The following is a 22,126-nucleotide window of genomic DNA, read 5'->3' as shown; positions in this document are numbered from 1 at the left end:
CGGTCACCCCGGCCCAGGCGGCCCAGCCGGCAGCCCCGGCAGCCCCTGCGGCTCCGGCCCCAGCTGCCCCGGCAGCTCCTGCGGCTCCGGCCCCCGCGGCCCCTGCGGCTCCGGCCCCCGCGGCCCCGGCCCCGATAGCCGGAGCGGTCGACACGGCGCTGTCATTCGCCACCCAGCAGCTCGGCGACCGCTACGTGCTCGGCGGCTCCGGGCCGAACGTCTGGGACTGCTCGGGGCTGACCAAGGCCGCCTACGCGGCGGCGGGCATTTACATTGGCTCGCACTCGGCCACGAACCAGTACCGCACCATGGCCAACGAGGGTCGTCTGGTTCCCTTCAGTCAAGCTCAGCGCGGCGACCTCGTATTCTGGGGTGGGGGCGGCGACTACTACCATGTGGCTATCTACGTGGGCGGCGGCAAGATCCTCGAGGCCCCGAACCCGTCCTCGCCCGTGCGCATCCATGGCATCTGGTCTGCCGGCGACGTGGCTCCCTACGTGGGCCGACCCGGCTGACCGGCGAAACGATCACCGGGTTGTCTGGTGCGTGGGCATCTCGGGCGTGTCTGCGAATTCGTGCCACCACACCACGATCGCGCTCAGGACAGCTCCGTCCCGGTAGGTGAGGGCGGGTTTGTCATCGCACCATTCTGGGGCTGCCAGTGCGTGATTTCGTGGTGTCCGGATCTGGTGAGTGCACCGGCCGCAGCCTTGGATATCGGCTGCGATGGCCTGGGTTGGCGATCCGCAGAAGGTGCAGGGCAGGCCGTGTTCGACGTGGACGTGGCCAAACCCGGGCGCCCGGCAGGCCGGACACTCGGTTGAGAGACGCTGGGCCATTTTTTCTCACAGTGCCCGGATGGCTGCGGCGCGGGATGGTGCCTTGTGGGCGCGGTAGTCCGGACGTATCACAACGGATTGGTGCTGTTTCAGAAGGGCATCAGCGGTGTCGCCGAGGATCTCGAATTAGGTGATGTCTTTGTGGGTGACCGTGTCGTTCTTCTGTGTGCCGTGCAGGATCACGCCTTGGTCCGGGAAGCCGATAGCAGACGCGAACGTGATGGCTTCGCCGGCGCTGACGATGTGTCGTCTTCCGACAACTGGCGAGGTGCTGACGCAGCATGAGGAGCCCGAATTCGGAGGTGAAGGTGCCTTCGGAGGCGAGGCCGAGGGTGGTTCCGGCGATCTGCATGCCGAGTCGGGCTTTCGCACGGGCAGCGTCGCGCGGGCTGAGGGGTCGGGGGATGTCGCCGGCGAACGTTCCGAACTGGTCGGTGTCGAGGCCCTCCGCCGCGGTGACTGTCGCGCCAAGGGCGTTCTGGAACGCGTCGTGGGCGAGCAATGCTTTGCCGTACATCGTGGCGAAGGAAATCGGGCGTCCGGTGTAGGTCGTGCGGGGAAGAGTCATTGAAAGTAGTCGGGCCGGGAGACGTAGGTGTCGGAAACGAACATGACGCCACTGGATGCGCTGAGAAGTTCCTGGACGGCGTCGATCAACTCGTTGGCGTTGTCTCACTGCCGAGATCTCTTCTCGGTTGACTCGACTGCCACCGATCGATCGGGCAATGTGTTCGGCCCGGTGCACAAGGGTCGTCTGCGCCTCCTCGGCAAAGACGGGCCCGCGCGGCGCCGGGAGGGGTGTCACGTCGAGGACGGCTTGGAGGGTCAATCTCACGCCCAGGTAGGAGAGCAGGTCGATGTCACCGATCTTCTCGGCCCTCCACTTGATATGACCGACCCAGCCCGGTAGGAATTGGAGCTCGGTTCGAAGTGTCTCCGTGCGGGCCGTTCGGTGGAGTGACGGGTCCCGGCGGGCCAGAGTTCGCCACACCTGGTAGAAACCGTGCTGCCTGTGGGGCATCGCCCAGAGCGGGTCCGGGTTCAGGTAGGACGACACCCAGGTGGCCAGGTACTCGTCCAGCCAGGGTGCCGATGGCCGCGTTGCGACGGGAGAATTCCACTGCGCGATCTTCATGTCCCGGACCGCCACGCCCACCACGGACACGCTCTTCCCCGCGATCGTGAGCTGTTCGGCGAGTTCGGGAACACGGTGGGCGAGGGCGGCTTCGAGGTCGGCAGTGACGATGCGGCCGCGGTCGGCGTCGTTGAGGTAGGCGTCGCGGGATCGGGTGAGCGTCACGCCCGGGGTGGTGGTGGCGGTCTCGAATGGGCGGGGTTCGTGGCCCGCGAGAGGATTCACGGCGATGAAAGACTCCACAGGCCAGGACGGCACGATGTCATGGGCCGCCGTGGCCACCTGGACGCGCAGAATCAAATTCATGACAATACTCCTGAGGTCACTGGCGGGCGGGGGACAGCGGGCTGGCGGGGGAGGGTGGTCGTCACGGTCCTGGTGTAAATGAGATCACCGAGGTGGAGTAGCCGGTGTGGGTTACGGGAGAGCAGTTGGACCGCGATGAGGCCGAAGGCGGGCAGGGCCATAGCCAGGCGGGGGCGGCGTTGATGGTTGTCACGGGATCCAATGCCGCTGTAAACATCTGCAGGAGGACCACGTATCCGAAGGCCAGCACCACTATTGACGCGGCACCGGTGAGAAGCGTTCGAAGCGTGAAGTCGGTGCTCAAGGCTGTGCCCAAAGTGACGCTGGCGGTCACGGCAACGAACACGAGCAGAGCGGCACTGGCCGTTGACACGGTGGGGGAGAACACCCATTCGGCTGCAGTCAACGCCGCCAACGGCACCAGCACCGACAGCGTCATGGCTGCGGCGAGTGCGAAGGGCGACTGGATCTGTCGGGGTGGGAGGTCCCGGTCGACGGCGTGGTGGCGCACACCCATGCCGGCCCCGAGGGAGAGGGTGGATTTGAATAGGGAGTGGGCGACCAGGTGGAAGATTGCTGCCGCGAACACTCCCAAACCGCAGGCCATGATCATGAACCCCATCTGCGCCATCGTTGAGAACACCAACCGGCCCTTCACATCCGGCCGGACCAGGCGGACCGCCGATGCGTAGACCAGCGTCACGGCGCCGGCCACGAACACCCCGATCATGACGCTCTGGTGCGGCGCGATGGCCGGGGCGAATCGGATCAGCAGGATGGCGCCGGCGTTGACCACACCGGAGTGGGGGCCGCCAGCGTGAACGGTAACCAGCCCTGGAACGGAATCTGGCTTGAGCGGGCTAACGCCGAGACCACGAGCAGCGCAGCACAGCTCAGTTGGAGCGGCACCGGTAACGACTCCGTGACCACACCAAGATGATCCAGGGGAATGTCGCCTCCGGCGGTGACCAGCAGGATGGCGACAGGAACCAGGAAGGCAGCATCGGCGATCAGGAACCGGGATCCGGTGCGCCGGACGCCGTCCCGGGCCTGCGCAATCGGCCGATAGGTCGTCAGGAGAACAACGAGGGCCGCCCCGGCTCCGATCCAGGCCACGGTGAACAGGGCCACCGACCCGGCGCACACCATCAACACGGTGAACCCGGTGAGCAGATTGGCGGCGACGACAAACCAGACCTGTCGAAGGTCACCGCGCAGGTATCGAATCGCGAAGACCTGGATCAGTGCGCTGAGTCCCAGCACCAGCATCGACAAAATCAACGCCAGGGCATCCAGGTGCACGGAGGTAGACCCGAACACCACCTGCGCACTTTGGTGTGGTGCGGCAACGGATGCGATAGCGACCGCGACAGTCACAAGGAACCCGAACCCGACCACAGTCGCTGCAAGGCGGGCCACCCTGTCCCCGCTCACCCCCGGCCAGCCGAGGAGCGCAGCGCTCAGCCCCGCGATCCACGGCGTCAGGGTCACACCACCCACTACAAGCCAATCAACCATCGGCGCCTCTCAAAAGCACGCCTTACAAAACCGGAAAAACATAGCACATGTTGAGTGTCGGGATTTGAGTGTGTCAAGAGGCTCGTCGGGTGGGAGATAATCGAGAGATGTCGACCTGGACGTTTTTGACCAATCACGCCCACGTGTTGTTGTGCGTGGCGGATAACCCGAACGTACGGCTACGCGACGTCGCCGTTCAGGTCGGCATCACCGAGCGAGCGGCGCAACGAATCGTCACCGAGCTGGAGGAAGCTGGCTACCTGGACCGCGAACGCGAAGGTCGCCGCAACACCTACCGGCTCAACACGGCGATGCCGCTTCGGCACCCTCTGGATCGCGATCATCGCATCGGGGAGCTGCTTGCTACCTTCGCCAACACCCGTGACCAGTAACAGGTCCGCGGTCTATCTAGGATCGAGAGTGGGGTGTGTGTATCTCGTGAGCCGTGCGGGCTTGGCCACCACCACACCTGCCTTCATCGACATCCCTGCCAATTGAGGGCATGGTGTGGCGGGACATCGGCGGGATGATCTCCGGTCTGCGCGTGATCTAGGCCCGGGACGAGTCCCGGCGGCCCGCACTCACGCCCGCCCGCCCGCACGGCACCACGGGGCACGGGTCGAGTCTGCCGAAAACCCTCACCGGACTACAGGTGACGCGTCTTAGTGGCCCTCTTCCGCCAGTTTCGTGAGGCCGTCGCGCACGATCTGGTCGGCCTCCGCGGCGTCGCCCCAGCCCTCGGTCTTGACCCATTTGCCGGGTTCGAGGTCTTTGTAGTGCTCGAAAAAGTGCTCGATCTCCTTGCGGGTGTACTCCGGGATGTCGGTGACGTCCTGGATATAGTCCCAGCGCGGGTCGTCGGCGGGAACCGCGATGACCTTCGCGTCTGAGCCGCCATCATCCGTCATATTGAACACGCCGACCGGGCGAACCGACAGGCCGACCCCTGGGAACAGCGGAAACTCGATCAGGACCAGGACGTCGACCGGGTCGCCGTCGAGTCCCAGGGTGTTCTCGAAGAAGCCGTAGTCGGTCGGGTACACGAAGCTCGTGTAGAGAACCCGGTCCAGGTACACCCGCCCGGTCTCGTGATCGACTTCGTATTTGTTGCGGCTCCCGCGAGGGATTTCGATTACTGCGTCGTATGCGGCCATGGCCTGGTCTCTCCCTTGTTCACAGTCTGTCGATAACGTTACTGGATGGAGTCCCCACGCCGCCCGAGGCTCACCCCGGCGATCGCCGATGTGCGCCGCCATGTTCGCACCCTGCTCATCGAGGCCGGGCCGGCCCGCGGCGGCGGCCTGGTGCTGGTCGGCCTCAGCGGGGGAGCCGACTCGCTCGCCCTGGCCGCAGCCACGGCTTTCGAGGCGCCGCGCGCGGGCCTGCGCGCCGGGGCGGTCATCGTCGACCACGCACTGCAGGACGGTTCGGCCGGCGTCGCGGCGGCCGCGGCGGGGCAGGCGCGGGAACTCGGCCTCGACCCGGTTCTCGTTCTTCGGGTCACGGTCGACCACGGCACGGATGCCGGCGGTCCGGAGGCCTCCGCCCGCACCGCTCGGTACGCGGCCTTCGACCAGGCGCGGCGGGAGACCGGCGCGAGCCACATCCTCCTCGGGCACACTCTCGACGATCAGGCCGAGACCGTGCTACTCGGCCTTGCCCGGGGATCGGGCCCCACAAGCCTGCAGGGAATGAAGCCGGTCGGCGGGCCGATTCTGCGGCCGCTGCTGGGCATCCGTCGCGCCCGGACCCGGCAATTCTGCGTGGATGCCGGCCTGCACCCCTGGCAGGACCCGCACAACGACGACCCCCGCTTCCAGCGGGTGCGGGTACGCCAGACCGTGCTGCCCGTACTCGAGCGGGAGCTGGGGCCCGGCGTGGCCGAAGCGCTCGTGCGCACGGCCGGGCAGCTGCGCGAGGACTCGAGCGCGCTCGACGACCTGGCCCGTGGTCTCAGCGAGCAGCTGAGCGAACCGCTCAGCGACCCTGCCGACGGCGCCGGAATCCGGCTGGACGCGAGCCGGCTGGAGGCGAATCTGCCCGCGGTGCGCCAGCGGATCATCCGGTTCTCGGTCGAACGGGAGTTCGGGGTGTCCCTGGAACGCGTGCACACGCTGGCCGTGCTGCGCCTGGTCACCGACTGGCACGGGCAGAAGCCGCTAGACCTGCCAGGCATTAGAGTTATACGGCAGGACGGTTGGCTGATTTTCACCGCGCCTGGACACGCCCCGAGCAAAGGACCCTCCCGCTCCCATGGAACCCCGCGACATTGAAGGCGACCTCACCGAGATTCTGATCGAGGAGGAGCAGATCCGCACCCGGCTCGCAGAGCTGTGCCGCCTGATCGAGGCGGACTATGCCGGCAAAGATCTGTTGCTGGTCGGCGTGCTCAAGGGAGCGGTCATGGTCATGGCCGATCTGGCGCGCGAACTCGTGCACCCGATCACGATGGACTGGATGGCGGTCAGCTCCTACGGGTCCGGCACGCAGTCCAGCGGCGTCGTGCGCATCCTGAAGGACCTCGACACCGACCTGCACGGCCGCAACGTGCTCATCGTCGAGGACATCATCGACTCCGGTCTGACGCTCTCGTGGCTGCTGTCCAACCTGAAGTCTCGCGGTCCGGAATCCGTTGAAATCTGCGCCCTGCTACGTAAGCCGGATGCCGCTCGCGTCGACATCGACGTGAAATACCTCGGTTTCGACATCCCGAACCAGTTCGTCGTGGGCTACGGTCTCGACTTCGACGAACGCTACCGCAACCTGCGCTCGGTGGGCGTTCTCGCTCCGCACATTTACAGCTGAGCCTGGTAGCGCTTTGGGCGAACACACGGTCTTCGTCCAGCGCGGTCACGGTAGCCTGTGACCACGATGAACGTCAAGAAGCTACTGCGCGGGCCGCTCCTCTACATTCTCCTGGCGATTGTTGCTGTGTGGGTAGGGTCGAGTCTCATTACCATGTCGGGATTCAAAGAGATTCCGACCCAACAGGGACTGGAGTTCCTGAAAGACGGGAAGGTCTCCGAGGCCACGATCGTCGACGGTGAGCAGCGCGTCGATCTCACCCTGACCAAGGCGGATAAGGACCTCGGTAGCGAGGTCCAGTTCTACTACGTCGCCCCGCGCGGCGAAGAGGTCATCACGGCCGTCACCACTGCCAATCCGGCCGACGGCTTCACCGACGAGGTGCCGAAGTCCAGCTGGTTCCTGTCGCTGCTCGGCATCATGCTGCCCCTGCTCCTGATCGGCGCGTTCTTCTGGTTCATGCTCGCCGGCATGCAGGGCGGCGGCAACAAGGTGATGCAGTTCGGCAAGTCGAAGGCCAAGCTGGTATCCAAGGAGAGCCCCCAGGTGACGTTCGCGGATGTCGCGGGCGCCGACGAGGCCATCGAGGAGCTCGAGGAGATCAAGGAGTTCCTCAAGGAGCCGGCGAAGTTCCAGGCCGTCGGGGCACGCATCCCCAAGGGCGTTCTGCTCTACGGCCCTCCCGGAACCGGAAAGACGCTCCTCGCCCGGGCCGTCGCTGGCGAGGCCAGCGTGCCGTTCTACGCGATCTCGGGCTCCGACTTCGTGGAAATGTTCGTCGGCGTCGGCGCCAGCCGCGTGCGCGACCTGTTCCAGCAGGCCAAGGAAAACGCCCCGGCCATCATCTTCATCGATGAGATCGACGCCGTCGGCCGTCACCGCGGAGCCGGTATGGGCGGCGGGCACGACGAGCGCGAGCAGACCCTTAACCAGCTGCTGGTCGAGATGGACGGCTTCGACGTCAAGGCGAACGTCATTCTCATCGCGGCCACCAACCGGCCCGACATCCTCGACCCGGCGCTGCTGCGCCCCGGCCGCTTCGACCGTCAAATCGGCGTGGACGCGCCCGACATGCTCGGTCGTAAGCGCATCCTGGAGGTGCACTCCAAGGGCAAGCCGATGGCTCCCGGCGTCGACCTCGAGGTGCTGGCGCGCAAGACGCCCGGCTTCACCGGCGCCGATCTGGCCAACGTTCTCAACGAGGCCGCGCTGCTCACCGCGCGTTCCAACGCGCAGCTGATCGACAATCGCGCCCTCGACGAGGCCGTCGACCGCGTGATGGCCGGCCCGCAGCGCCGCAGCCGTGTCATGCGAGACAAAGAGAAGCTGATCACCGCGTACCACGAGGGCGGCCACGCGCTCGTGGCGACCGCGATGCGCAACACCGACCCGGTCACCAAGATCACGATCCTGCCCCGTGGCCGCGCCCTCGGCTACACGATGGTGATGCCGGTCGAAGACCGCTACTCCGTCACCCGCAACGAACTGCTCGACCAGCTCGCCTACGCCATGGGCGGGCGGGTGGCCGAGGAGATCATCTTCCACGACCCGACCACCGGCGCCTCGAACGACATTGAGAAGGCCACTTCCACCGCGCGCAAGATGGTCACCGAGTTCGGCATGAGTTCGGCCGTCGGCCCGCTCAAGCTCGGGCAGGGTTCCGGTGAGGTCTTCCTCGGCCGCGACATGGGCCACCAGCGGGACTACTCCGAGCGGGTCGCCGAAAGCGTCGACGCCGAAGTGCGCCAGCTGCTTGAAGACGCGCATGACGAGGCCTACCAGGTGCTGATCACGAACCGGGCCATCCTCGACGAACTGGCCGCCGAGCTGCTCGAGCACGAGACGCTCGACCAGCACGCGCTGGCCGCGCTCTTCACGGGCGTCGTCAAGCTGCCCCCGCGTCCGCAGTGGCTGTCCAGTGACAAGCGTCCGGTCTCCGACCTGCCGCCCATCGCGATGCCGACTCCCAAAGCCCTCATCGAGAGCGGTGTCGCCGATGGCAGTGCCGCTGGCGAGACCGCCGCGAGCACTCCGGCCCGCACTCCGGCCCGTACCCCTCGCCCCGCCACCGCGTAGGCCCCCGGGTGGCAGTGGACAGGGTGCGGATCGAAGCCGCGGTCGCCGAGATCCTCGCCGCAATCGGCGAAGATCCCGCCCGTCCGGGCCTCAGGGCGACCCCTCGCCGAGTGGCCGAGTCCTACGGTGAGTTCTTCGCCGGGATGGCGGTGGACCCGGTCGACCACTTGCGCGACACGATCCCGGTGGGCCCGCACACGGGTGAACTGGTGCTCCTGCGCGACATCGCCTTCCGCTCCGTCTGCGAACATCACCTGTTGCCCTTCCTCGGCATCGCCCACCTTGCCTACGTGCCGAACGAACGGGTCGTGGGTCTGGGCAAGCTGCCGGCCGTCGTCGACACGATCGCCGCCCGGCCCCAGATGCAGGAACGCCTGACCGAGGAGATCGCCGAGGCGCTCCAAATCGGGCTCGCACCGCTCGGCGTACTGGTCGTGCTCGACGCCGTGCACGGCTGCGTGACCGCACGCGGTTCGCGCCAGACCGCCAGCTCGACCGTCACGATGGCCAGCCGCGGGTCCCTCGCCGAACCCGTGAAACGCGCCGAGATCATGGCCCTGATCGGCTCCGGCCGGTGACCCGGCCGCGCACCCTGATCATGGGGGTGCTCAACGTCACACCGGATTCCTTCAGCGACGGCGGCCGGTGGGCGTCGACGGATGCCGCGATCATCCACGCCCTCGACCTGCAGTCCCAGGGAGCCGACCTGATCGACGTGGGCGGCGAGTCCACGCGCCCCGGCGCCGGCCGGGTCGCGCCCGCCGAGGAGCAGTCCCGGGTGCTCCCGGTGATCAGCGAACTCGCCCGGCAGGGGCTCTCGATCAGTGTCGACACTCTCAATTCGAGCACCGCGGCCGCCGCGGCCGCCGCCGGGGCGCAGATCATTAACGACGTCTCCGGCGGCCTGGCGGACCCGCTGATGGCATCCATCGCCGCACGCAGCGGGCTGACCTACGTCGCCATGCACTGGCGGGCGCACGCTCCGACGATGGACGACCTCGCTGTCTATGGCGACGTCGTAGCCGAGGTGCGGGCCGAGCTGGTCGCGCGGGTCGACGTGCTCACCGCGGCTGGCCTGCCGCCGGAGAAGATCGTTCTTGACCCGGGGCTCGGCTTCTCGAAGCTGCCCGAGCACAACTGGCGTTTGCTGGCCCACCTGGACGTCTTCGCCGACCTGGGGTTCCCGGTCATGGTCGGTGCCTCTCGCAAGCGGTTCCTCGCCGGGGTGCTCCCGGCCGACGCGGGCGTGCTGGAACGCGATCTGCCGACCGCCGTGGTCAGCGTGCTGGCCGCGCAGGCCGGCGCCTGGGCGGTGCGCGTACACGACGTCGCGGCGACGCGAACGGCGCTGAATGTGCTGGCACTGGCGGATTCCGCCAGAATGGGACAATGAGAAGCGACTCCATCACGCTCACCGGCCTGCGGGTCAACGCGCACCACGGCGTCTACGACTTCGAGCGGGAGAACGGACAGGACTTCGTCATCGACGTGACGGTTTGGCTCGACCTGCGGCGTGCCGCCGCGAGCGACGATGTGACGCAGACCATCCACTACGGCGAGCTCGCCGTGGAGGTGACGGATGCTGCCCGGCACAACCCGGTCGACCTGATCGAAACCGTCGCCGAGCGCATCGCCGCCGCGGTGCTGGCGCACGACGCCGCCGACACGGTGCAGGTGACGGTGCACAAACCACAGGCACCGATCGCCGTACCGTTCACGGATGTCGCGGTGCAGATCCTGCGGACGCGCGCATGACAGACGGGACCCCGGCGCTGCTCGCCCTGGGCAGCAATCTCGGCGACCGCATGGCCACCCTCACCGCGGCGATCGACGCGCTGGAGCGGGAGCCCGGGCTCGAGCTGACCGGCGTTTCCCCGGTCTACGAGTCCGCCGCGGTGAAGGTCGGCGGCGTCGACGACGAGGCACCGCGCTATCTGAACCTGGTGGTCGGCATCCGTTACACCGGGCACCCGCACACCCTGCTCGACGCAGTGAACGCCATCGAGAAGGACCACGGTCGGGTGCGGGTCGAACGTTGGGGCGACCGCACCCTCGACATCGACATCATCGTCTTCGGAACGGCCTCGCTGCACGACGAGCGCCTGACCATCCCGCACCAGCGGGCCGCCGAGCGCGACTTCGTGCTGGCCCCGTGGTTGGACCTCGACCCGGCCGCAGTGCTGCCGGGCCGCGGCCCGGTGCGCGCGCTGCTCGGCGCGATCAACACCACCGTGCAGCGGTACCCCGCACTGCCGTCCGCGGGCGGCAACCGGTGAAACGTACGCAGCCGTCGGCGCTGATCGCCCTGGGTCTGGCCGGCCTGGTCGTCGTGTTCCTGCTCGAGCTGGCCGCCGCGTCCGGCGGCTCGGCGATGTTCCTGCCCCCGGCCACCCTGCCGATCGCGCTGATCGCGATCGGGATCGGCGTCCTGGCGCTGGCCTGGCCGATCCGTCAGGCCATTCGCGGCTCGGTGCGGAAACACGTCAACCCGTTCCTGGCCATCCGGGTGGCACTGCTGGCGAAGGCGTCGGCGCTGAGCGGGGCGCTGCTTCTCGGCGGCGGACTGGGAATCGTGCTCTACATCCTGACCCGCTCGGTCGTGCCGGCGGTAACATCGTTATGGCCTGCAATCGGGACGGCGGTAGGCGCCGGGATCCTCCTGACCCTGGGGCTGGTGGCCGAGCACTTCTGCACGCTTCCCCCCGATGACGACGATCAAGAGCAGGGAGAAGTGCGTGCCTGACGCGGCTGTAGGACTGGACCTCCCCGACGTGGAGGAGTGGAAGCGCGTCTCCCCGCGTTATGTGGTGGTGGAGACGGTCGGCACGATCGTCTTCGGGCTGGTGCTCACGGCCATGGCCGCGGCGGTGTGGCTGCTCCTCGACGTGCAGTGGGCGCTCTACGTGATCGGCGCGATCGTGTTGATCACCGGGGCCAGTGTCGCCTTCGAACCGCGCCGGGTGCGGGCCATCGGCTATCAGCTGCGACGCGACGACCTGCTCTTCCGCCGGGGCATCATGTTCACCCGGTTCGTGTCCGTTCCTTACGGGCGGATGCAGCTGGTCGATATCACGCGCGGCCCGATCGCGCGCTGGCTGGGTCTGGCCGACCTCAAATTCGTGACCGCGGCGGCCTCGTCGGGGGTGCTCATCCCGGGGCTCGCCGAGGCTGACGCGGAGAGCCTGCGCGACCGGCTCGTGGAGCTGGCCGAGAGTCGCCGGGCCGGGCTGTGACCACGCTCGCCGACGGGGAATGGCACCGGCTGCATCCGGCCAGCCCACTGCTGCGCGGCGGCATCTTCATCGTCGCCGTTCTCGGCTTCATCATCGCCAACCTCCGCGAGCGGCTGATCGACGTCTTCTTCGGGGTGCCGAGATACGGCGGGGACCCGATTGACGCGATCCTCGAGCGCGGCGTCGTCGGCTGGGCGCTGATCGCGGTCGCGGTCGTGCTTGTGCTGATCCTGGTGGTCTTCTACCTGTCCTGGCGCATGCACACGTTCCGGGTCACCGGGGAGGTTGTCGAGGTGCGCAGCGGGATGCTCTTCCGCAGCAACCGCCGGGCCCGCCTCGACAGAATCCAGGGCGTCAACATCGTGCGCCCGTTCATCCCTCGCCTGATCGGCGCCGCGAAGCTCGAAGTCAGCGTGGCCGGTCAGGACGCCAATGTGCAACTGGCCTACCTGGGTTCGACCCTGGCGGACCAGCTGCGACGGGACATCCTTCGCCTCGCGTCCGGACTGCGGCAGCAGCCCATTTCCGCCCCGGATGCCGCACTGGCCCAGGCCTCCCGTCCCGGTCTCGCTCCCGCGTCACCCCACTCTCCCGCGACCGCCGTCGCCGACCGGGCCCGGGACCTCTTCGCGCCCGAGCTGGACCCCGACGCCGCCCCGCCGGAATCGGTGGTGCGGATTCCGCCCGGGCGGCTGATCGGATCCGTCGTGTTCAGCGGCTTCACGGTCTTCGTCGTGCTCTCCGGAATCGCCCTGATCGTCAGCGTGACCGCCGGCGGCAGCGACTGGCTGCTCGTAGCCTTCATCCCTACCCTGATCGGCAGCGTCAGCTTCTATTTCACCCGGGTCACCAAGTCGCTGCGCTACAGCATCGCCGGCACCCCCGACGGCGTGCGGGTCGGCTTCGGGCTGCTCACCACGAGCAACGAGACCCTGCCGCCGGGCCGGATCCACGCGATCGGTGTCTCGCAGCCGTTGCTCTGGCGCCCGTTCGGCTGGTGGCAGGTGCGCATCAACACGGCCGGTCACTCCAGCACCCAGGGTGCCGCCGGCGAGGCCAACACCACAACCCTCCCGGTGGGCACGCTCGCCGACGTCGCCCGGGTGCTCGAATTGATCCTGCCCGGGTTCGACTCGGCGGAGCAGCAGGCCCTGATCGAACGGGGCCTCCGCTCGAAGGGCGGTGACGACGGCTTCACGAACGCGCCGCGCCGGGCGGCCTGGCTGCATCCGTTCTCGTGGCGCCGCACCGGCTACACCGTCGTGGGCGGCATCGCCCTGCTCCGGCGCGGCGTGATCTCGCGGGAGCTGGTGTTGGTGCCGCTGGCCCGGTTGCAGAGCGTCGCCATCTCGCAGGGCCCTGTGACCCGGATGCTGCGCCTCGCCTCCGCCCGGCTGCACACCGTCGCCGGGCCGGTGTCCGCCTACCTCGGAGTGGTGGCCGCCGCAGAGGCCCTGGTTTTCTTCGACCGGATCGCCTCCGGGGCCATCGTGTCGGCCCAGTCCGACACCAGCCACCACTGGAACCAGCCGATCCAGGGCCAGCCGATCCAGGGCCAGCCGATCCAGGGCGAGCCGATCCACGGCCAGCCGACCGCGGCCCAACCCACCTGGAAAAAACCGAACGGAGTCACCGAATGACGCCGCGTCCCGGACGGCTCGGAATCGGCATCATCGGTGCTGGCCGGGTCGGCCCCATCCTCGGCGCCGCCCTCGCCGGCGCGGGCCACGCGATCGTCGGGATCTCCGCCATCTCGCAGTCCAGCCGCGACCGGGCCGAGGCGATTCTTCCGGGCGCGCCCATCCTCACCGTTCCCGAGATCGTCGAGCGCAGCGAACTGGTCATCATCGCCGTCCCCGACGCCCAGCTCGAGAGCCTCATCAGCGGGCTCGCGGCCACCGGAACCTGGCAGGCCGGCCAGCTTGTGTTGCACACCTCGGCCCGGTTCGGCACCGCGGTGCTGGCCCCGGCGCTGGCCGGTGGCGCGATCCCGCTGGCCATCCACCCGGCCATGAGCTTCACCGGCACCAGCATCGACCTGGCCCGCCTCGCCGACAGCTACTTCGCGGTGACGGCGCCCACACCGGTGCTGCCGATCGGGCAGGCGCTGGTCGTGGAGATGGGCGGCGAGCCCGTGATCGTCGCGGAGGCCGACCGGGCTGCCTATGCCGAGGCCGTTGCCACCGCCACGGCGTTCTCCACCTCGATCGTGGAGCAGGCCACCGGGCTGCTGGCCGGCATCGGTATCGAGCATCCGGGAGCGGTGATCGCGCCGCTGATGCGCTCCGCCATGGAGAACGCGCTGGCCCGCACCAGCCCCGACCGCCTCGACCTTTCCCAGCTCGACGAACTGGAGTCGCTCGACACCCGCGCCCAGGACGATTTCGACGAATGACACAACCGCAACACACCGGAGGACGAGTGAACGTGCTCACCAAACCAGAAGTCATCGGCACCATCGAGGAACTGCGGAGCCGCCTGACCGACGCGCAGAGCCGCATCGAGAGCGAGCGCGCCGAGCGTGGCGAGGCCGGCGGCACCCCCCGCGTCGTGTTGGTCCCGACCATGGGGGCCCTGCACGCCGGGCACCTGGCCCTGGTGCGCCGGGCCCGCAGCCTCGGCGACATCGTCGTGGTGTCGATCTTCGTCAACCCGCTGCAGTTCGGCGTCGGGGAAGACCTCGGCAGCTACCCGCGCATGCTCGAGGCCGATGTCGCGGCTCTCGCCGCGGAGGGTGTGCCGTTCGTATTCGCGCCAACCAGCCAGCTGATGTACCCGGACGGCGCCGCTTCCACCCGGGTTGTCGCCGGCGCGGTCGGCAGCCTCTTCGAGGGCGCTGCGCGCCCCGGGCATTTCGACGGCATGCTGACGGTGGTCGCGAAGCTGTTCAACATCGTCGGCCCAGACGTGGCCGTGTTCGGGCAGAAGGACGCGCAGCAGGTCTTCCTCGTTGAACGGATGCTGGCCGACCTCGACTTCCGCACCCGCATCGAGATCGTCCCGATCGTGCGCGAAGACGGCGGCCTCGCCCTCTCCAGCCGCAACCGCGCTCTCGAACCGGCTCAGCGCGCCGCAGCCCGGGCGCTGTCCGCGGGGCTCGAGGCCGGCGCATCCGTCGCCGCCCAGGGTGTCGGCGCCGCTCTACAGGCCGCCCACGCGCGGATCGACGCCCAGACGCTGGTTAAACTGGACTATCTCGTTGTCGTCGACCCCCAGACCTTCCTTCCGGTCGGGGGTGAGCATCACGGCCCGGCCCGCATGCTGGTCGCCGCGCTGGTCGGTCGCACCCGGCTGATCGACAACGTGGCCCTGGACCTTCCCTAGGTCGCAGCACCCGCCCGAGCGTCACCAGCCCAACCTTTCATCAACACGTCGTCACATCAATGAGCACGCGCGGGAGCGCCGGGCATCGCCCGGCCGCCACCTGCCACGGAGAACCGCATGAGCGAGCAGAACCCAGCACCGACCGAGGCCGAAATCGTGGCCGCCGCAGCGGCGGAGGCCGAGTCCAACGAGCAGAAGGTCGTGCGCCTGGCCAAGCGTGACCGGTTGAACGCCGCCGCGACCAGTCCCGCCGGCGGCGCCTATCCGGTGTCCGTGCCCGTCACCGACACGATTCCCGCCGTGCGCGCGCAGTTCGGCGACCTCGAAGCGGATGCCATCACCGGCGTTACCGTCGGCCTCGCCGGCCGCGTCGTGCACCTGCGCAACACCGGCAAGCTCTGCTTCGCCAGCCTGCAGTCCGGGGACGGCAGCCGCATTCAGGCCATGATCTCCCTGGGGGCGGTGGGTGAGGAATCCCTCGCCGATTGGAAAGACCTCGTCGACCTCGGCGACCACCTCTTCGTCTCCGGTGAGGTCATCTCCTCCCGCCGCGGCGAGCTCTCCGTCATGGCGTCGGAGTGGAAGGTCGCCGCCAAGGCGCTGCTGCCACTGCCGAACCTGCACACCGCGCTCAGCGAGGAGACCCGCGTGCGCAGCCGGTACCTCGATTTGATCATTCGCGAGCAGGCCCGCCGCAGCGTGATCCAGCGCTCGCAGACCGTCGCTAGCCTGCGCCGCACCTTCACGGAGCTGGGCTTCATCGAGATTGAGACGCCGATGTTGCAGGTCATGCACGGTGGCGCATCCGCTCGCCCGTTCACGACCCACAGCAACGCGTTCGACACCGACCTCTACCTGCGGATCGCGCCGGAGCTGTTCCTCAAGCGCGCCGTGGTCGGCGGCATCGACCGGGTTTACGAGATCAACCGCAACTTCCGCAACGAGGGCGCTGACTCCACCCACTCGCCGGAGTTCGCGATGCTGGAGGCCTACGAGGCTTACGGCGACTACAACTCGATCGCCGACCTCACCCAGAAACTGATTCAGGATGCCGCGTTCGCCATCGCCGGCTCGCACGTGGTGACCTGGGCCGACGGCACCGAATTCGACCTGGGCGGCGACTGGGACCGCATCGGCATGTACGACAGCCTGTCCGCGGCCGTCGGCTACGCGATCTCGCCGGCCACCCCGCTCGCCGACTTGAAGGTGCTCGCCGACACGGAGGGGCTCGATATCGACCACCCCATCCACGGCAAGTACGTCGAGGAGCTGTGGGAGCACTTCGTGAAAGGCGGCCTGACCCGCCCCACGTTCGTTATGGACTTCCCGATCGACACCAGCCCGCTCGTGCGCGGCCACCGGAGTGTTGCCGGGGTGGTCGAGAAGTGGGACCTGTACGTGCGCGGCTTCGAGCTGGCCACCGGCTACTCCGAGCTCGTCGACCCGGTCGTGCAGCGTGAGCGCTTCGTCGAACAGGCGCGCCTCGCCGCCGGCGGCGACCCCGAGGCCATGCGCCTCGACGAGGAATTCCTGCGGGCCCTCGAACACGGGATGCCGCCCACCGGCGGCATGGGCATGGGCATCGACCGTTTGCTGATGGCGCTGTCCGGGCTGGGAATTCGGGAAACCATCCTGTTCCCGCTGGTGAAATGATCATCCGATGAGGTCGAAGCCGCCTCGCGAGCCTGTGCCCGGCGAGCCGGTGCCCGGCCAACCGATCCCGCGCGTCCGTCGTCGTCCGTCCCTGCTCGAAGTCTCGATCTGGGTCGGCGTCGCAGGAACCGGGATCTACGCAATCGGCACCGGTATCGCAGGGCTGCTGAATACGTAAACGTCGCGCGCCTGCCCGCCGTTTTCCCGTATCGTTGGAGACATCATGGACAACTTCTGGGTCAGCGCTTTCTGGGCGCTCCTGCCCACCGTCGCCGTCGGGCTGATCTTTTGGATCGTGATGCGTTCCATCGTGCGGGCAGACCGCACGGAGCGTAAGGTCTACGCCCGGATCGAGGCGGAAGAGCGCGCCAAGCTCGGGCTCGATAAACCGGTTACCTAGCACCGAATGTTCGGCATCGACATCTCGACCATCATCCTCGTGATCGCCCTGGTGGTCGATTTCTCCATTCGCGTGGTAGCAATCGTCGTCGTTCCTCGCAACCGTCGGCCGACATCGGGCATGGCGTGGCTGCTCACGATCTTCTTCCTGCCGTACATCGGCGCCCTCCTTTTTCTACTCATCGGCTACCGGACCCTGCCGAAAAAGCGGCTGGAGATGCAGGAGGAGATCAACCAGTTCATCCTCGACAGCACCGAGGGCATTGATCAGGTGCGTCGCGACCACCCCTGGCCACAGTGGCTCGAGTCGGTCGTCGAACTCAACCGCAACTTGGGGTCGATGCCGCTGGTCGGCGGAAATGAGGCGCGGCTACTCGGCGACTATGAGGGCACGTTCGCGGAGATGGTGACCGACATCGACAGGGCCCGCAAATTCGTGCACGTCGAGTTCTACATCCTCTCGCTGGATCCGACCACCGCATCGTTCTTCGACGCCCTCGAGAGTGCCGTCAAGCGGGGCGTCACCGTGCGCGTGTTGATGGATCATATCCAGTCGATGCGCAAGCCCGGCTACCGTCGGACGCTGCGCCGGCTCACGGAATCCGGCGTGAAGTGGGAGCTCCTGTTGCCGCTGCAACCGCTCAAGGGAAAGTGGCAGCGGCCGGACCTGCGCAACCACCGCAAGGTTCTCGTCATCGACGGCCTGGTCGGTTACATGGGGTCGCAGAACGTCATCGACCGCACGTACAACGTGCCGGGAAACATCCGTCGCGGCCTGAAGTGGAAAGACCTGATGACGCGGGTCGAGGGGCCGATCGTGTCGGGTCTCAACGCGATTTTCATCACCGACTGGTACAGCGAGACCGATGACCTGCTCACCCGGGACATCCAGCCGGTGCAGACCGAGGTCGTGCCGCACTCCCTCGACTGCCAGATCGTGCCGAGCGGACCCGGGTTCGAGGGCGAGAACAACCTGCGCCTGTTCCTCGCGCTGCTCTACTATGCCCAGGAGCGCATCATCATCACGAGCCCGTACTTCGTTCCGGACGAGTCGATCATGTACGCCATCACGACGGCCACTCAGCGCGGGCTGCGGGTGGAGCTGTTCGTTTCCGAGGTCGGCGACCAGGCCCTCGTCTACCACGCGCAGCGCTCCTACTATGAGGAGCTGCTTCGGGCGGGCGTGAAGATCTACCTGTACAAGGCTCCCTACGTGCTGCACGCCAAGCATTTCACGATCGACGACGAGGTGGCCGTGATCGGGTCGAGCAACATGGACATGCGATCGTTCAGCCTCAACTTCGAGGTATCGATGATGGTGCGCGGACGCTCCTTCGTGCAGCAGTTGAGGGCGGTGGAGGACGGCTACCGGGAGGACAGCCGTGAACTCACCCTGGAGGAATGGATGAAGCAGCCGCTGCGCTCCACGGTGCTCGACAATCTCGCCCGGCTGACCTCCGCGGTGCAGTAGCGGCGTGCGGCTCGGCTCCGAGCCCCGGCACCTCGATCCACCCAGGTCGGCGGTGGTCGTGGAGGCTCTCTCTCGCGAGGTCCGAACGCGCCGTCTCCGGGTTCCTGCTGGACATTATCGCCACGGCTGACTGTGCGGCCGTCGCCGGACTCGCTGAAGCTCGAGCCGAGACACAACGCCACGCCACGCCCGATCTCAATACCTTGCGTGCAATCACTGAGGCCGAGTTCGTGGAGCCGGTCTCAGTCGTCCTCAGCCGGTGGCCGAGTGCAGGCTCGACGCAGCGACCCCCGCCCCCCGGGGAAGGGGCGCGATCTCCCCGGATACAATGCTGCGGATCACGGCGATCGGCAGTTTGGGCTTCCGGTTCGCGTCGGTCAGACCGTTGGTCTCCTGCATCGTGTCCGTCAGCTGGGTGTAACAAAAGCCCGAGAGGATCGGGTTGTCCCGAAGGCTCCCGACGAGGCCTGATACACGATTTTCGAAGTCCTCATAGCTCGTCGCTGTCGTGTAGCCCCACGAGTCATCGGCGGCGTCGGGCGCGAAGCTGACCCCGCCGAATTCAGTGACCATGATCGACTGGCCATCGACCTCGCGGGGGATGAGCTGCAGGCGACGGCCTGCCGGCCCCATACCCGCAACGAGGGATCGGATGGCGTCGATGTCCTTGTAATTGGCATCGAGCTGCTCGGCCGTGCCGGCATAGTCGTGGATTGTGAGGATGTCGGATATGGCGTGTTCCCAGCCGTCATTGGAGATGACCGGGCGGCTCGGATCGAGCGCTCGAGTCAGGTGGTAGAGCGACTGGGCGAAGCTCAACTGGGCGTCGTCGTGTGCGATATGTTGAACACCCCAACTCTCGTTGAGGGGAACCCAGGTGACGATGGACGGATGCGATCGGTCGCGGCGCACTACTTCGGTCCATTCGCGGGTGACTCGCGATACTGCCTCCGAAGAGAACTCGTAGGTGCTGCCCATTTCACCCCAAATCAGCAAGCCGAGCCGGTCCGCCCAATAGAGGAATCGGGGGTCCTCGACCTTTTCATGGATTCTCGCGGCGTTGAACCCCAGGGCCCTGATGAGTTCCACTTCGGCTCGCAGAGCTTCGGCCGAGGGCGCAGCGAGGTGCGACTGCGGCCAGTAGCCCTGCTCCAGCACCGATCGTACGAAGTACGGCCGGTCATTGAGCAGGAACCTGCCGCCCGCGACACCGACGCTACGAAGCCCGAAATAGGAGAAGGACTCGTCGAGAATGCTTCCGTCGTCAGCAATGATCGAGACATGCGCGTCAATCAGTCGCGGGTTTTCCGGTGACCAGAGGAGAGCTTCATAGGCCTGACCGTTCGCCTGCCGAGAAATTTGAATGGTTGCCTGTGATCGCGGCTCAACGGTCATGAAAGACTGCCGGGCGAGAATTTCGCCCGCGATGGACAGTTCCACCTGAACAGTAACGCTCACCGCCGGGCGCCGTGTCAGGTCCACCTCGATCGCGACGTCCCCAGCCGGCACGTTCGGAATCCAACGCAGTGCCGTGATGCGCTGATCCGGCACAGACTCGAGCCAGACCGGTTGCCAGATCCCCGTGGTGCGGTGGTACCAAATGACGTGCGCATCCTCGAGCCAATCCTGTTTGCCCCGCGGCTGAGCTACGTCGTGGGGGTCGTCCTCGGCACGAACCACGAGCACGCAGTCCTCTTGGGGCGACAGCGCTTCGGTGATGTCAAAGGAGAACGGCGTCTGGCCGCCCTCGTGAGACCCGATGAACTGGCCATCGATCCACACAGAGGCGCGGTAGTCGACCGCCCCAAAATGCAACACCACTCGGTCACGTGCGCGGGACAGGCCGCTCGCGGCCACGTCTTCGGGGCTGATGATGCGGGAATACCAGACAACGGGATGGAAGCCCGGCTCGGCGATTCCCGACATCTCCGACTCAGGCGGAAACGGAACAGTGATGACCCGGCCAAGGTGTGCAGGGTTTGCGAACCACTTCTCACGTCTGCCGATGTCGTGATCGTCGTGATCGAATGCCCACTCGCCGGCGAGATCGTGCCAATTCGGGCGGACAAGTTGCGGGCGGGGATACACGCCACCCTGGGCACTGGCAGAAAGCGGGAGAGAACGCGACATACCGCAATCATGCCGACAAATTACAGCGCTGTAAAGTCCAAGTTTTGGTCGAGGCGGCGAGGAGTGGATGGAGCGCTCTCGCGCACTTCGAGTGAATGCCCCACGATCCTGTGGCGGCCAACCCCCCGGTATCCAGCGATTCGTTCCTCGAGGAGATTGAAAGCAGCCGCGGCGATAGCGGTCTTCCTCGGCGCCACGGAGGTGAGTGTCGGGGACGTGTACGCGGCCAAGAAGGTGTTGTCCCAACCGACCACGGCCACATCTGCGGGTACCGATCGCCCGGAATTATGGAGGGCTTTCAATGCTCCGATCGCAAACCGGTCGTCGCGGCAGACCACGCCGTCAAAACGCACCCCGCGCTCAATCGCCTCGGCAACCGCACGAAGGCCTGCTTCAGCCGTGAATTCCAACGCCGTGAATACCAACTCAGGATCCAGTTGGACCCCAGCCTCCAGAAGACCCTGTTGGTAGCCGAGAAGGCGCTGATTCGTCGAACCAGTGATGTCCGCCGCTATGACACCGAGAAAAGCGACGCGTCGACATCCTCTCGCTAAGAGGTGCCGCGTGGCATCGAGAGCGGCCGAGACGTTGTCGATCATCACGTGGTCCGTCATGACAGGCATGGCCGCCTCGCCGAGCAAGACCAGCGGAGTGCCAGGATCGAGCTTCGCAATGTCGAGCGATTCCATGCGGACGGGGTGAAAGATTACGCCGTCGACCAGCCCAGCCTCTCGATCGCTGAGTACCGCCCGTTCCGCGATGGGATCGCTCAAGGTCTGCTCGATAATGACTCGGTATCCTCGACGAGTTGCTTCTTCGGCAATATGACGGGAGAGTTCCGAAAAGTACGGATGGTCGATTTCGGGGATCGCCAGGGCGATCATTCCGGTTCTTCCGGTAGCCAGACGCCGCGCCGTAAGGTTGGGTCGGTAGCCGAGCTGGTCAATTGCCGCTTGCACCTTCTCGCGGAGCGCCGGGGCCACGTGAGGATAGTTGTGAACGACGTTTGAGACGGTCTTCATGGACACGCCCGCGAGCTCCGCGACGTCTATGAGTCGAACCCTTGCCATGTTTGTCCTGTCCAGTCCGGTCCGGTCCATCCTAAGGCGACTGTGGCCAGGCGCTGGAAACGGCTTTTGTCGCGAATCATCGCGGACTAGACAAATATCTTTCCAGCGCTGTACATTGACGGAAGGCGTTCGTCTGCCGCTCCGATTGGTGCGGGGAATGGGCGGCC

Annotated in this window: 21 protein-coding genes and 1 pseudogene; 17 read left to right on the top strand and 5 right to left on the bottom strand. The window is 66.8% G+C overall.

The window, feature by feature from the left end; all coding sequences use genetic code 11:
- A partial coding sequence (locus tag E3O18_RS00275; RefSeq protein WP_166784858.1) for an NlpC/P60 family protein occupies window positions 1-515 on the top strand: 515 nt, incomplete at its 5' end.
- Between the two features lie 424 nt (window positions 516-939).
- Here the strand turns inward: E3O18_RS00275 and E3O18_RS00270 are convergent.
- The gene (locus E3O18_RS00270) at window positions 940-2,280 is read right to left on the bottom strand and encodes a putative inorganic carbon transporter subunit DabA (protein ID WP_134395389.1); all 1,341 of its coding nucleotides are present in this window, start codon (window positions 2,278-2,280) and stop codon (window positions 940-942) included.
- 61 nt (window positions 2,281-2,341) lie between these two features.
- Window positions 2,342-3,798: pseudogene (locus E3O18_RS00265) on the bottom strand (proton-conducting transporter membrane subunit).
- Between the two features lie 107 nt (window positions 3,799-3,905).
- Here E3O18_RS00265 and E3O18_RS00255 point away from each other — a divergent pair.
- Window positions 3,906-4,190 (top strand): MarR family transcriptional regulator, encoded by a 285-nt coding sequence (locus tag E3O18_RS00255; protein WP_134395386.1) that lies wholly within the window; start codon window positions 3,906-3,908, stop codon window positions 4,188-4,190.
- A gap of 270 nt (window positions 4,191-4,460) precedes the next feature.
- Here the strand turns inward: E3O18_RS00255 and E3O18_RS00250 are convergent, their stop codons facing one another.
- Window positions 4,461-4,952, bottom strand: a complete 492-nt coding sequence (locus E3O18_RS00250) for an inorganic diphosphatase (protein ID WP_134417194.1) — start codon at window positions 4,950-4,952, stop codon at window positions 4,461-4,463.
- Window positions 4,953-4,997: 45 nt separating this feature from the next.
- Here E3O18_RS00250 and tilS point away from each other — a divergent pair, with 45 nt between their 5' ends.
- The 15 genes from tilS to cls all read left to right on the top strand — a co-directional run bounded on the left by tilS (window position 4,998) and on the right by cls (window position 18,759).
- The gene (tilS, locus tag E3O18_RS00245) at window positions 4,998-6,071 is read left to right on the top strand and encodes a tRNA lysidine(34) synthetase TilS (protein WP_134395385.1); all 1,074 of its coding nucleotides are present in this window, start codon (window positions 4,998-5,000) and stop codon (window positions 6,069-6,071) included.
- Window positions 6,052-6,603 (top strand): hypoxanthine phosphoribosyltransferase, encoded by a 552-nt coding sequence (hpt, locus tag E3O18_RS00240; protein ID WP_104169606.1) that lies wholly within the window; start codon window positions 6,052-6,054, stop codon window positions 6,601-6,603. The genes tilS and hpt overlap by 20 nt, the downstream gene beginning before the upstream one ends.
- A gap of 66 nt (window positions 6,604-6,669) precedes the next feature.
- Window positions 6,670-8,679, top strand: a complete 2,010-nt coding sequence (ftsH, locus tag E3O18_RS00235) for an ATP-dependent zinc metalloprotease FtsH (RefSeq protein ID WP_134395384.1) — start codon at window positions 6,670-6,672, stop codon at window positions 8,677-8,679.
- Window positions 8,680-8,687: 8 nt separating this feature from the next.
- The gene (gene folE, locus E3O18_RS00230; protein ID WP_134395383.1) at window positions 8,688-9,257 is read left to right on the top strand and encodes a GTP cyclohydrolase I FolE; all 570 of its coding nucleotides are present in this window, start codon (window positions 8,688-8,690) and stop codon (window positions 9,255-9,257) included.
- Window positions 9,258-9,277: 20 nt separating this feature from the next.
- Window positions 9,278-10,072 (top strand): dihydropteroate synthase, encoded by a 795-nt coding sequence (gene folP, locus E3O18_RS00225; protein WP_134395401.1) that lies wholly within the window; start codon window positions 9,278-9,280, stop codon window positions 10,070-10,072.
- Window positions 10,069-10,434: a dihydroneopterin aldolase gene (gene folB, locus E3O18_RS00220; protein ID WP_134395382.1), complete on the top strand. Its 366-nt coding sequence runs from the start codon at window positions 10,069-10,071 to the stop codon at window positions 10,432-10,434. The genes folP and folB overlap by 4 nt, the downstream gene beginning before the upstream one ends.
- Entirely contained in the window at window positions 10,431-10,955 is a 525-nt protein-coding gene (gene folK, locus E3O18_RS00215; protein ID WP_134395381.1) for a 2-amino-4-hydroxy-6-hydroxymethyldihydropteridine diphosphokinase, read from the top strand. The genes folB and folK overlap by 4 nt, the downstream gene beginning before the upstream one ends.
- Window positions 10,952-11,422 carry a DUF3180 domain-containing protein gene (locus E3O18_RS00210; protein ID WP_134395380.1) on the top strand — a complete coding sequence of 157 codons (471 nt, stop codon included), beginning with the start codon at window positions 10,952-10,954 and terminating at the stop codon, window positions 11,420-11,422. The genes folK and E3O18_RS00210 overlap by 4 nt, the downstream gene beginning before the upstream one ends.
- The gene (locus E3O18_RS00205) at window positions 11,415-11,912 is read left to right on the top strand and encodes a PH domain-containing protein (protein ID WP_233191491.1); all 498 of its coding nucleotides are present in this window, start codon (window positions 11,415-11,417) and stop codon (window positions 11,910-11,912) included. Before E3O18_RS00210 ends, E3O18_RS00205 begins: the two co-directional genes overlap by 8 nt.
- Complete coding sequence (locus E3O18_RS00200) at window positions 11,909-13,552, top strand: PH domain-containing protein (protein WP_134417192.1); 1,644 nt, start codon at window positions 11,909-11,911, stop codon at window positions 13,550-13,552. Before E3O18_RS00205 ends, E3O18_RS00200 begins: the two co-directional genes overlap by 4 nt.
- On the top strand, window positions 13,549-14,307 hold the full coding sequence (locus tag E3O18_RS00195; protein WP_134397142.1) for a DUF2520 domain-containing protein: 759 nt from the start codon (window positions 13,549-13,551) through the stop codon (window positions 14,305-14,307). Before E3O18_RS00200 ends, E3O18_RS00195 begins: the two co-directional genes overlap by 4 nt.
- Window positions 14,308-14,339: 32 nt before the next feature.
- Entirely contained in the window at window positions 14,340-15,236 is an 897-nt protein-coding gene (panC, locus tag E3O18_RS00190; RefSeq protein ID WP_241978088.1) for a pantoate--beta-alanine ligase, read from the top strand.
- A 117-nt stretch (window positions 15,237-15,353) separates the two neighbouring features.
- Complete coding sequence (gene lysS / locus E3O18_RS00185) at window positions 15,354-16,889, top strand: lysine--tRNA ligase (RefSeq protein WP_134417188.1); 1,536 nt, start codon at window positions 15,354-15,356, stop codon at window positions 16,887-16,889.
- 223 nt (window positions 16,890-17,112) lie between these two features.
- Window positions 17,113-17,289, top strand: coding sequence for a hypothetical protein (locus tag E3O18_RS15955; protein ID WP_166784554.1), 177 nt, complete (start codon window positions 17,113-17,115; stop codon window positions 17,287-17,289).
- A gap of 6 nt (window positions 17,290-17,295) precedes the next feature.
- Complete coding sequence (gene cls / locus E3O18_RS00180; protein ID WP_134397145.1) at window positions 17,296-18,759, top strand: cardiolipin synthase; 1,464 nt, start codon at window positions 17,296-17,298, stop codon at window positions 18,757-18,759.
- A gap of 252 nt (window positions 18,760-19,011) precedes the next feature.
- On the opposite strand, the gene E3O18_RS00175 is transcribed toward cls, so the two are convergent.
- Together E3O18_RS00175 and E3O18_RS00170 are read right to left on the bottom strand one after the other, a co-directional pair.
- Window positions 19,012-20,889 carry a sugar-binding domain-containing protein gene (locus tag E3O18_RS00175; protein WP_134417186.1) on the bottom strand — a complete coding sequence of 626 codons (1,878 nt, stop codon included), beginning with the start codon at window positions 20,887-20,889 and terminating at the stop codon, window positions 19,012-19,014.
- Window positions 20,890-20,909: 20 nt separating this feature from the next.
- Window positions 20,910-21,959 (bottom strand): LacI family DNA-binding transcriptional regulator, encoded by a 1,050-nt coding sequence (locus E3O18_RS00170; RefSeq protein WP_134395400.1) that lies wholly within the window; start codon window positions 21,957-21,959, stop codon window positions 20,910-20,912.
- Between the last annotated feature and the right edge of the window lie 167 nt (window positions 21,960-22,126).

The organism is Cryobacterium sp. TMT2-42-4 (genome assembly GCF_004402645.1).
Taxonomy (GTDB): Bacteria; Actinomycetota; Actinomycetes; order Actinomycetales; family Microbacteriaceae; genus Cryobacterium; species Cryobacterium sandaracinum.
This window is presented reverse-complemented; position numbering and strand designations above follow the sequence as displayed.

Excerpts from the sequence above, each read along its gene's own strand:
- E3O18_RS00175 (WP_134417186.1), bottom strand. The coding sequence starts at position 20,889 with ATGTCGCGTTCTCTCCCGCTTTCTGCCAGTGCCCAGGGTGGCGTGTAT.
- cls (WP_134397145.1), top strand. The coding sequence starts at position 17,296 with ATGTTCGGCATCGACATCTCGACCATCATCCTCGTGATCGCCCTGGTG.
- hpt (WP_104169606.1), top strand. The coding sequence starts at position 6,052 with ATGGAACCCCGCGACATTGAAGGCGACCTCACCGAGATTCTGATCGAG.
- tilS (WP_134395385.1), top strand. The coding sequence starts at position 4,998 with ATGGAGTCCCCACGCCGCCCGAGGCTCACCCCGGCGATCGCCGATGTG.
- lysS (WP_134417188.1), top strand. The coding sequence starts at position 15,354 with ATGAGCGAGCAGAACCCAGCACCGACCGAGGCCGAAATCGTGGCCGCC.
- E3O18_RS15955 (WP_166784554.1), top strand. The coding sequence starts at position 17,113 with ATGGACAACTTCTGGGTCAGCGCTTTCTGGGCGCTCCTGCCCACCGTC.
- ftsH (WP_134395384.1), top strand. The coding sequence starts at position 6,670 with ATGAACGTCAAGAAGCTACTGCGCGGGCCGCTCCTCTACATTCTCCTG.
- folP (WP_134395401.1), top strand. The coding sequence starts at position 9,278 with ATGGGGGTGCTCAACGTCACACCGGATTCCTTCAGCGACGGCGGCCGG.
- E3O18_RS00255 (WP_134395386.1), top strand. The coding sequence starts at position 3,906 with ATGTCGACCTGGACGTTTTTGACCAATCACGCCCACGTGTTGTTGTGC.
- E3O18_RS00250 (WP_134417194.1), bottom strand. The coding sequence starts at position 4,952 with ATGGCCGCATACGACGCAGTAATCGAAATCCCTCGCGGGAGCCGCAAC.
- E3O18_RS00195 (WP_134397142.1), top strand. The coding sequence starts at position 13,549 with ATGACGCCGCGTCCCGGACGGCTCGGAATCGGCATCATCGGTGCTGGC.
- E3O18_RS00270 (WP_134395389.1), bottom strand. The coding sequence starts at position 2,280 with ATGAATTTGATTCTGCGCGTCCAGGTGGCCACGGCGGCCCATGACATC.
- folB (WP_134395382.1), top strand. The coding sequence starts at position 10,069 with ATGAGAAGCGACTCCATCACGCTCACCGGCCTGCGGGTCAACGCGCAC.
- E3O18_RS00170 (WP_134395400.1), bottom strand. The coding sequence starts at position 21,959 with ATGGCAAGGGTTCGACTCATAGACGTCGCGGAGCTCGCGGGCGTGTCC.
- folK (WP_134395381.1), top strand. The coding sequence starts at position 10,431 with ATGACAGACGGGACCCCGGCGCTGCTCGCCCTGGGCAGCAATCTCGGC.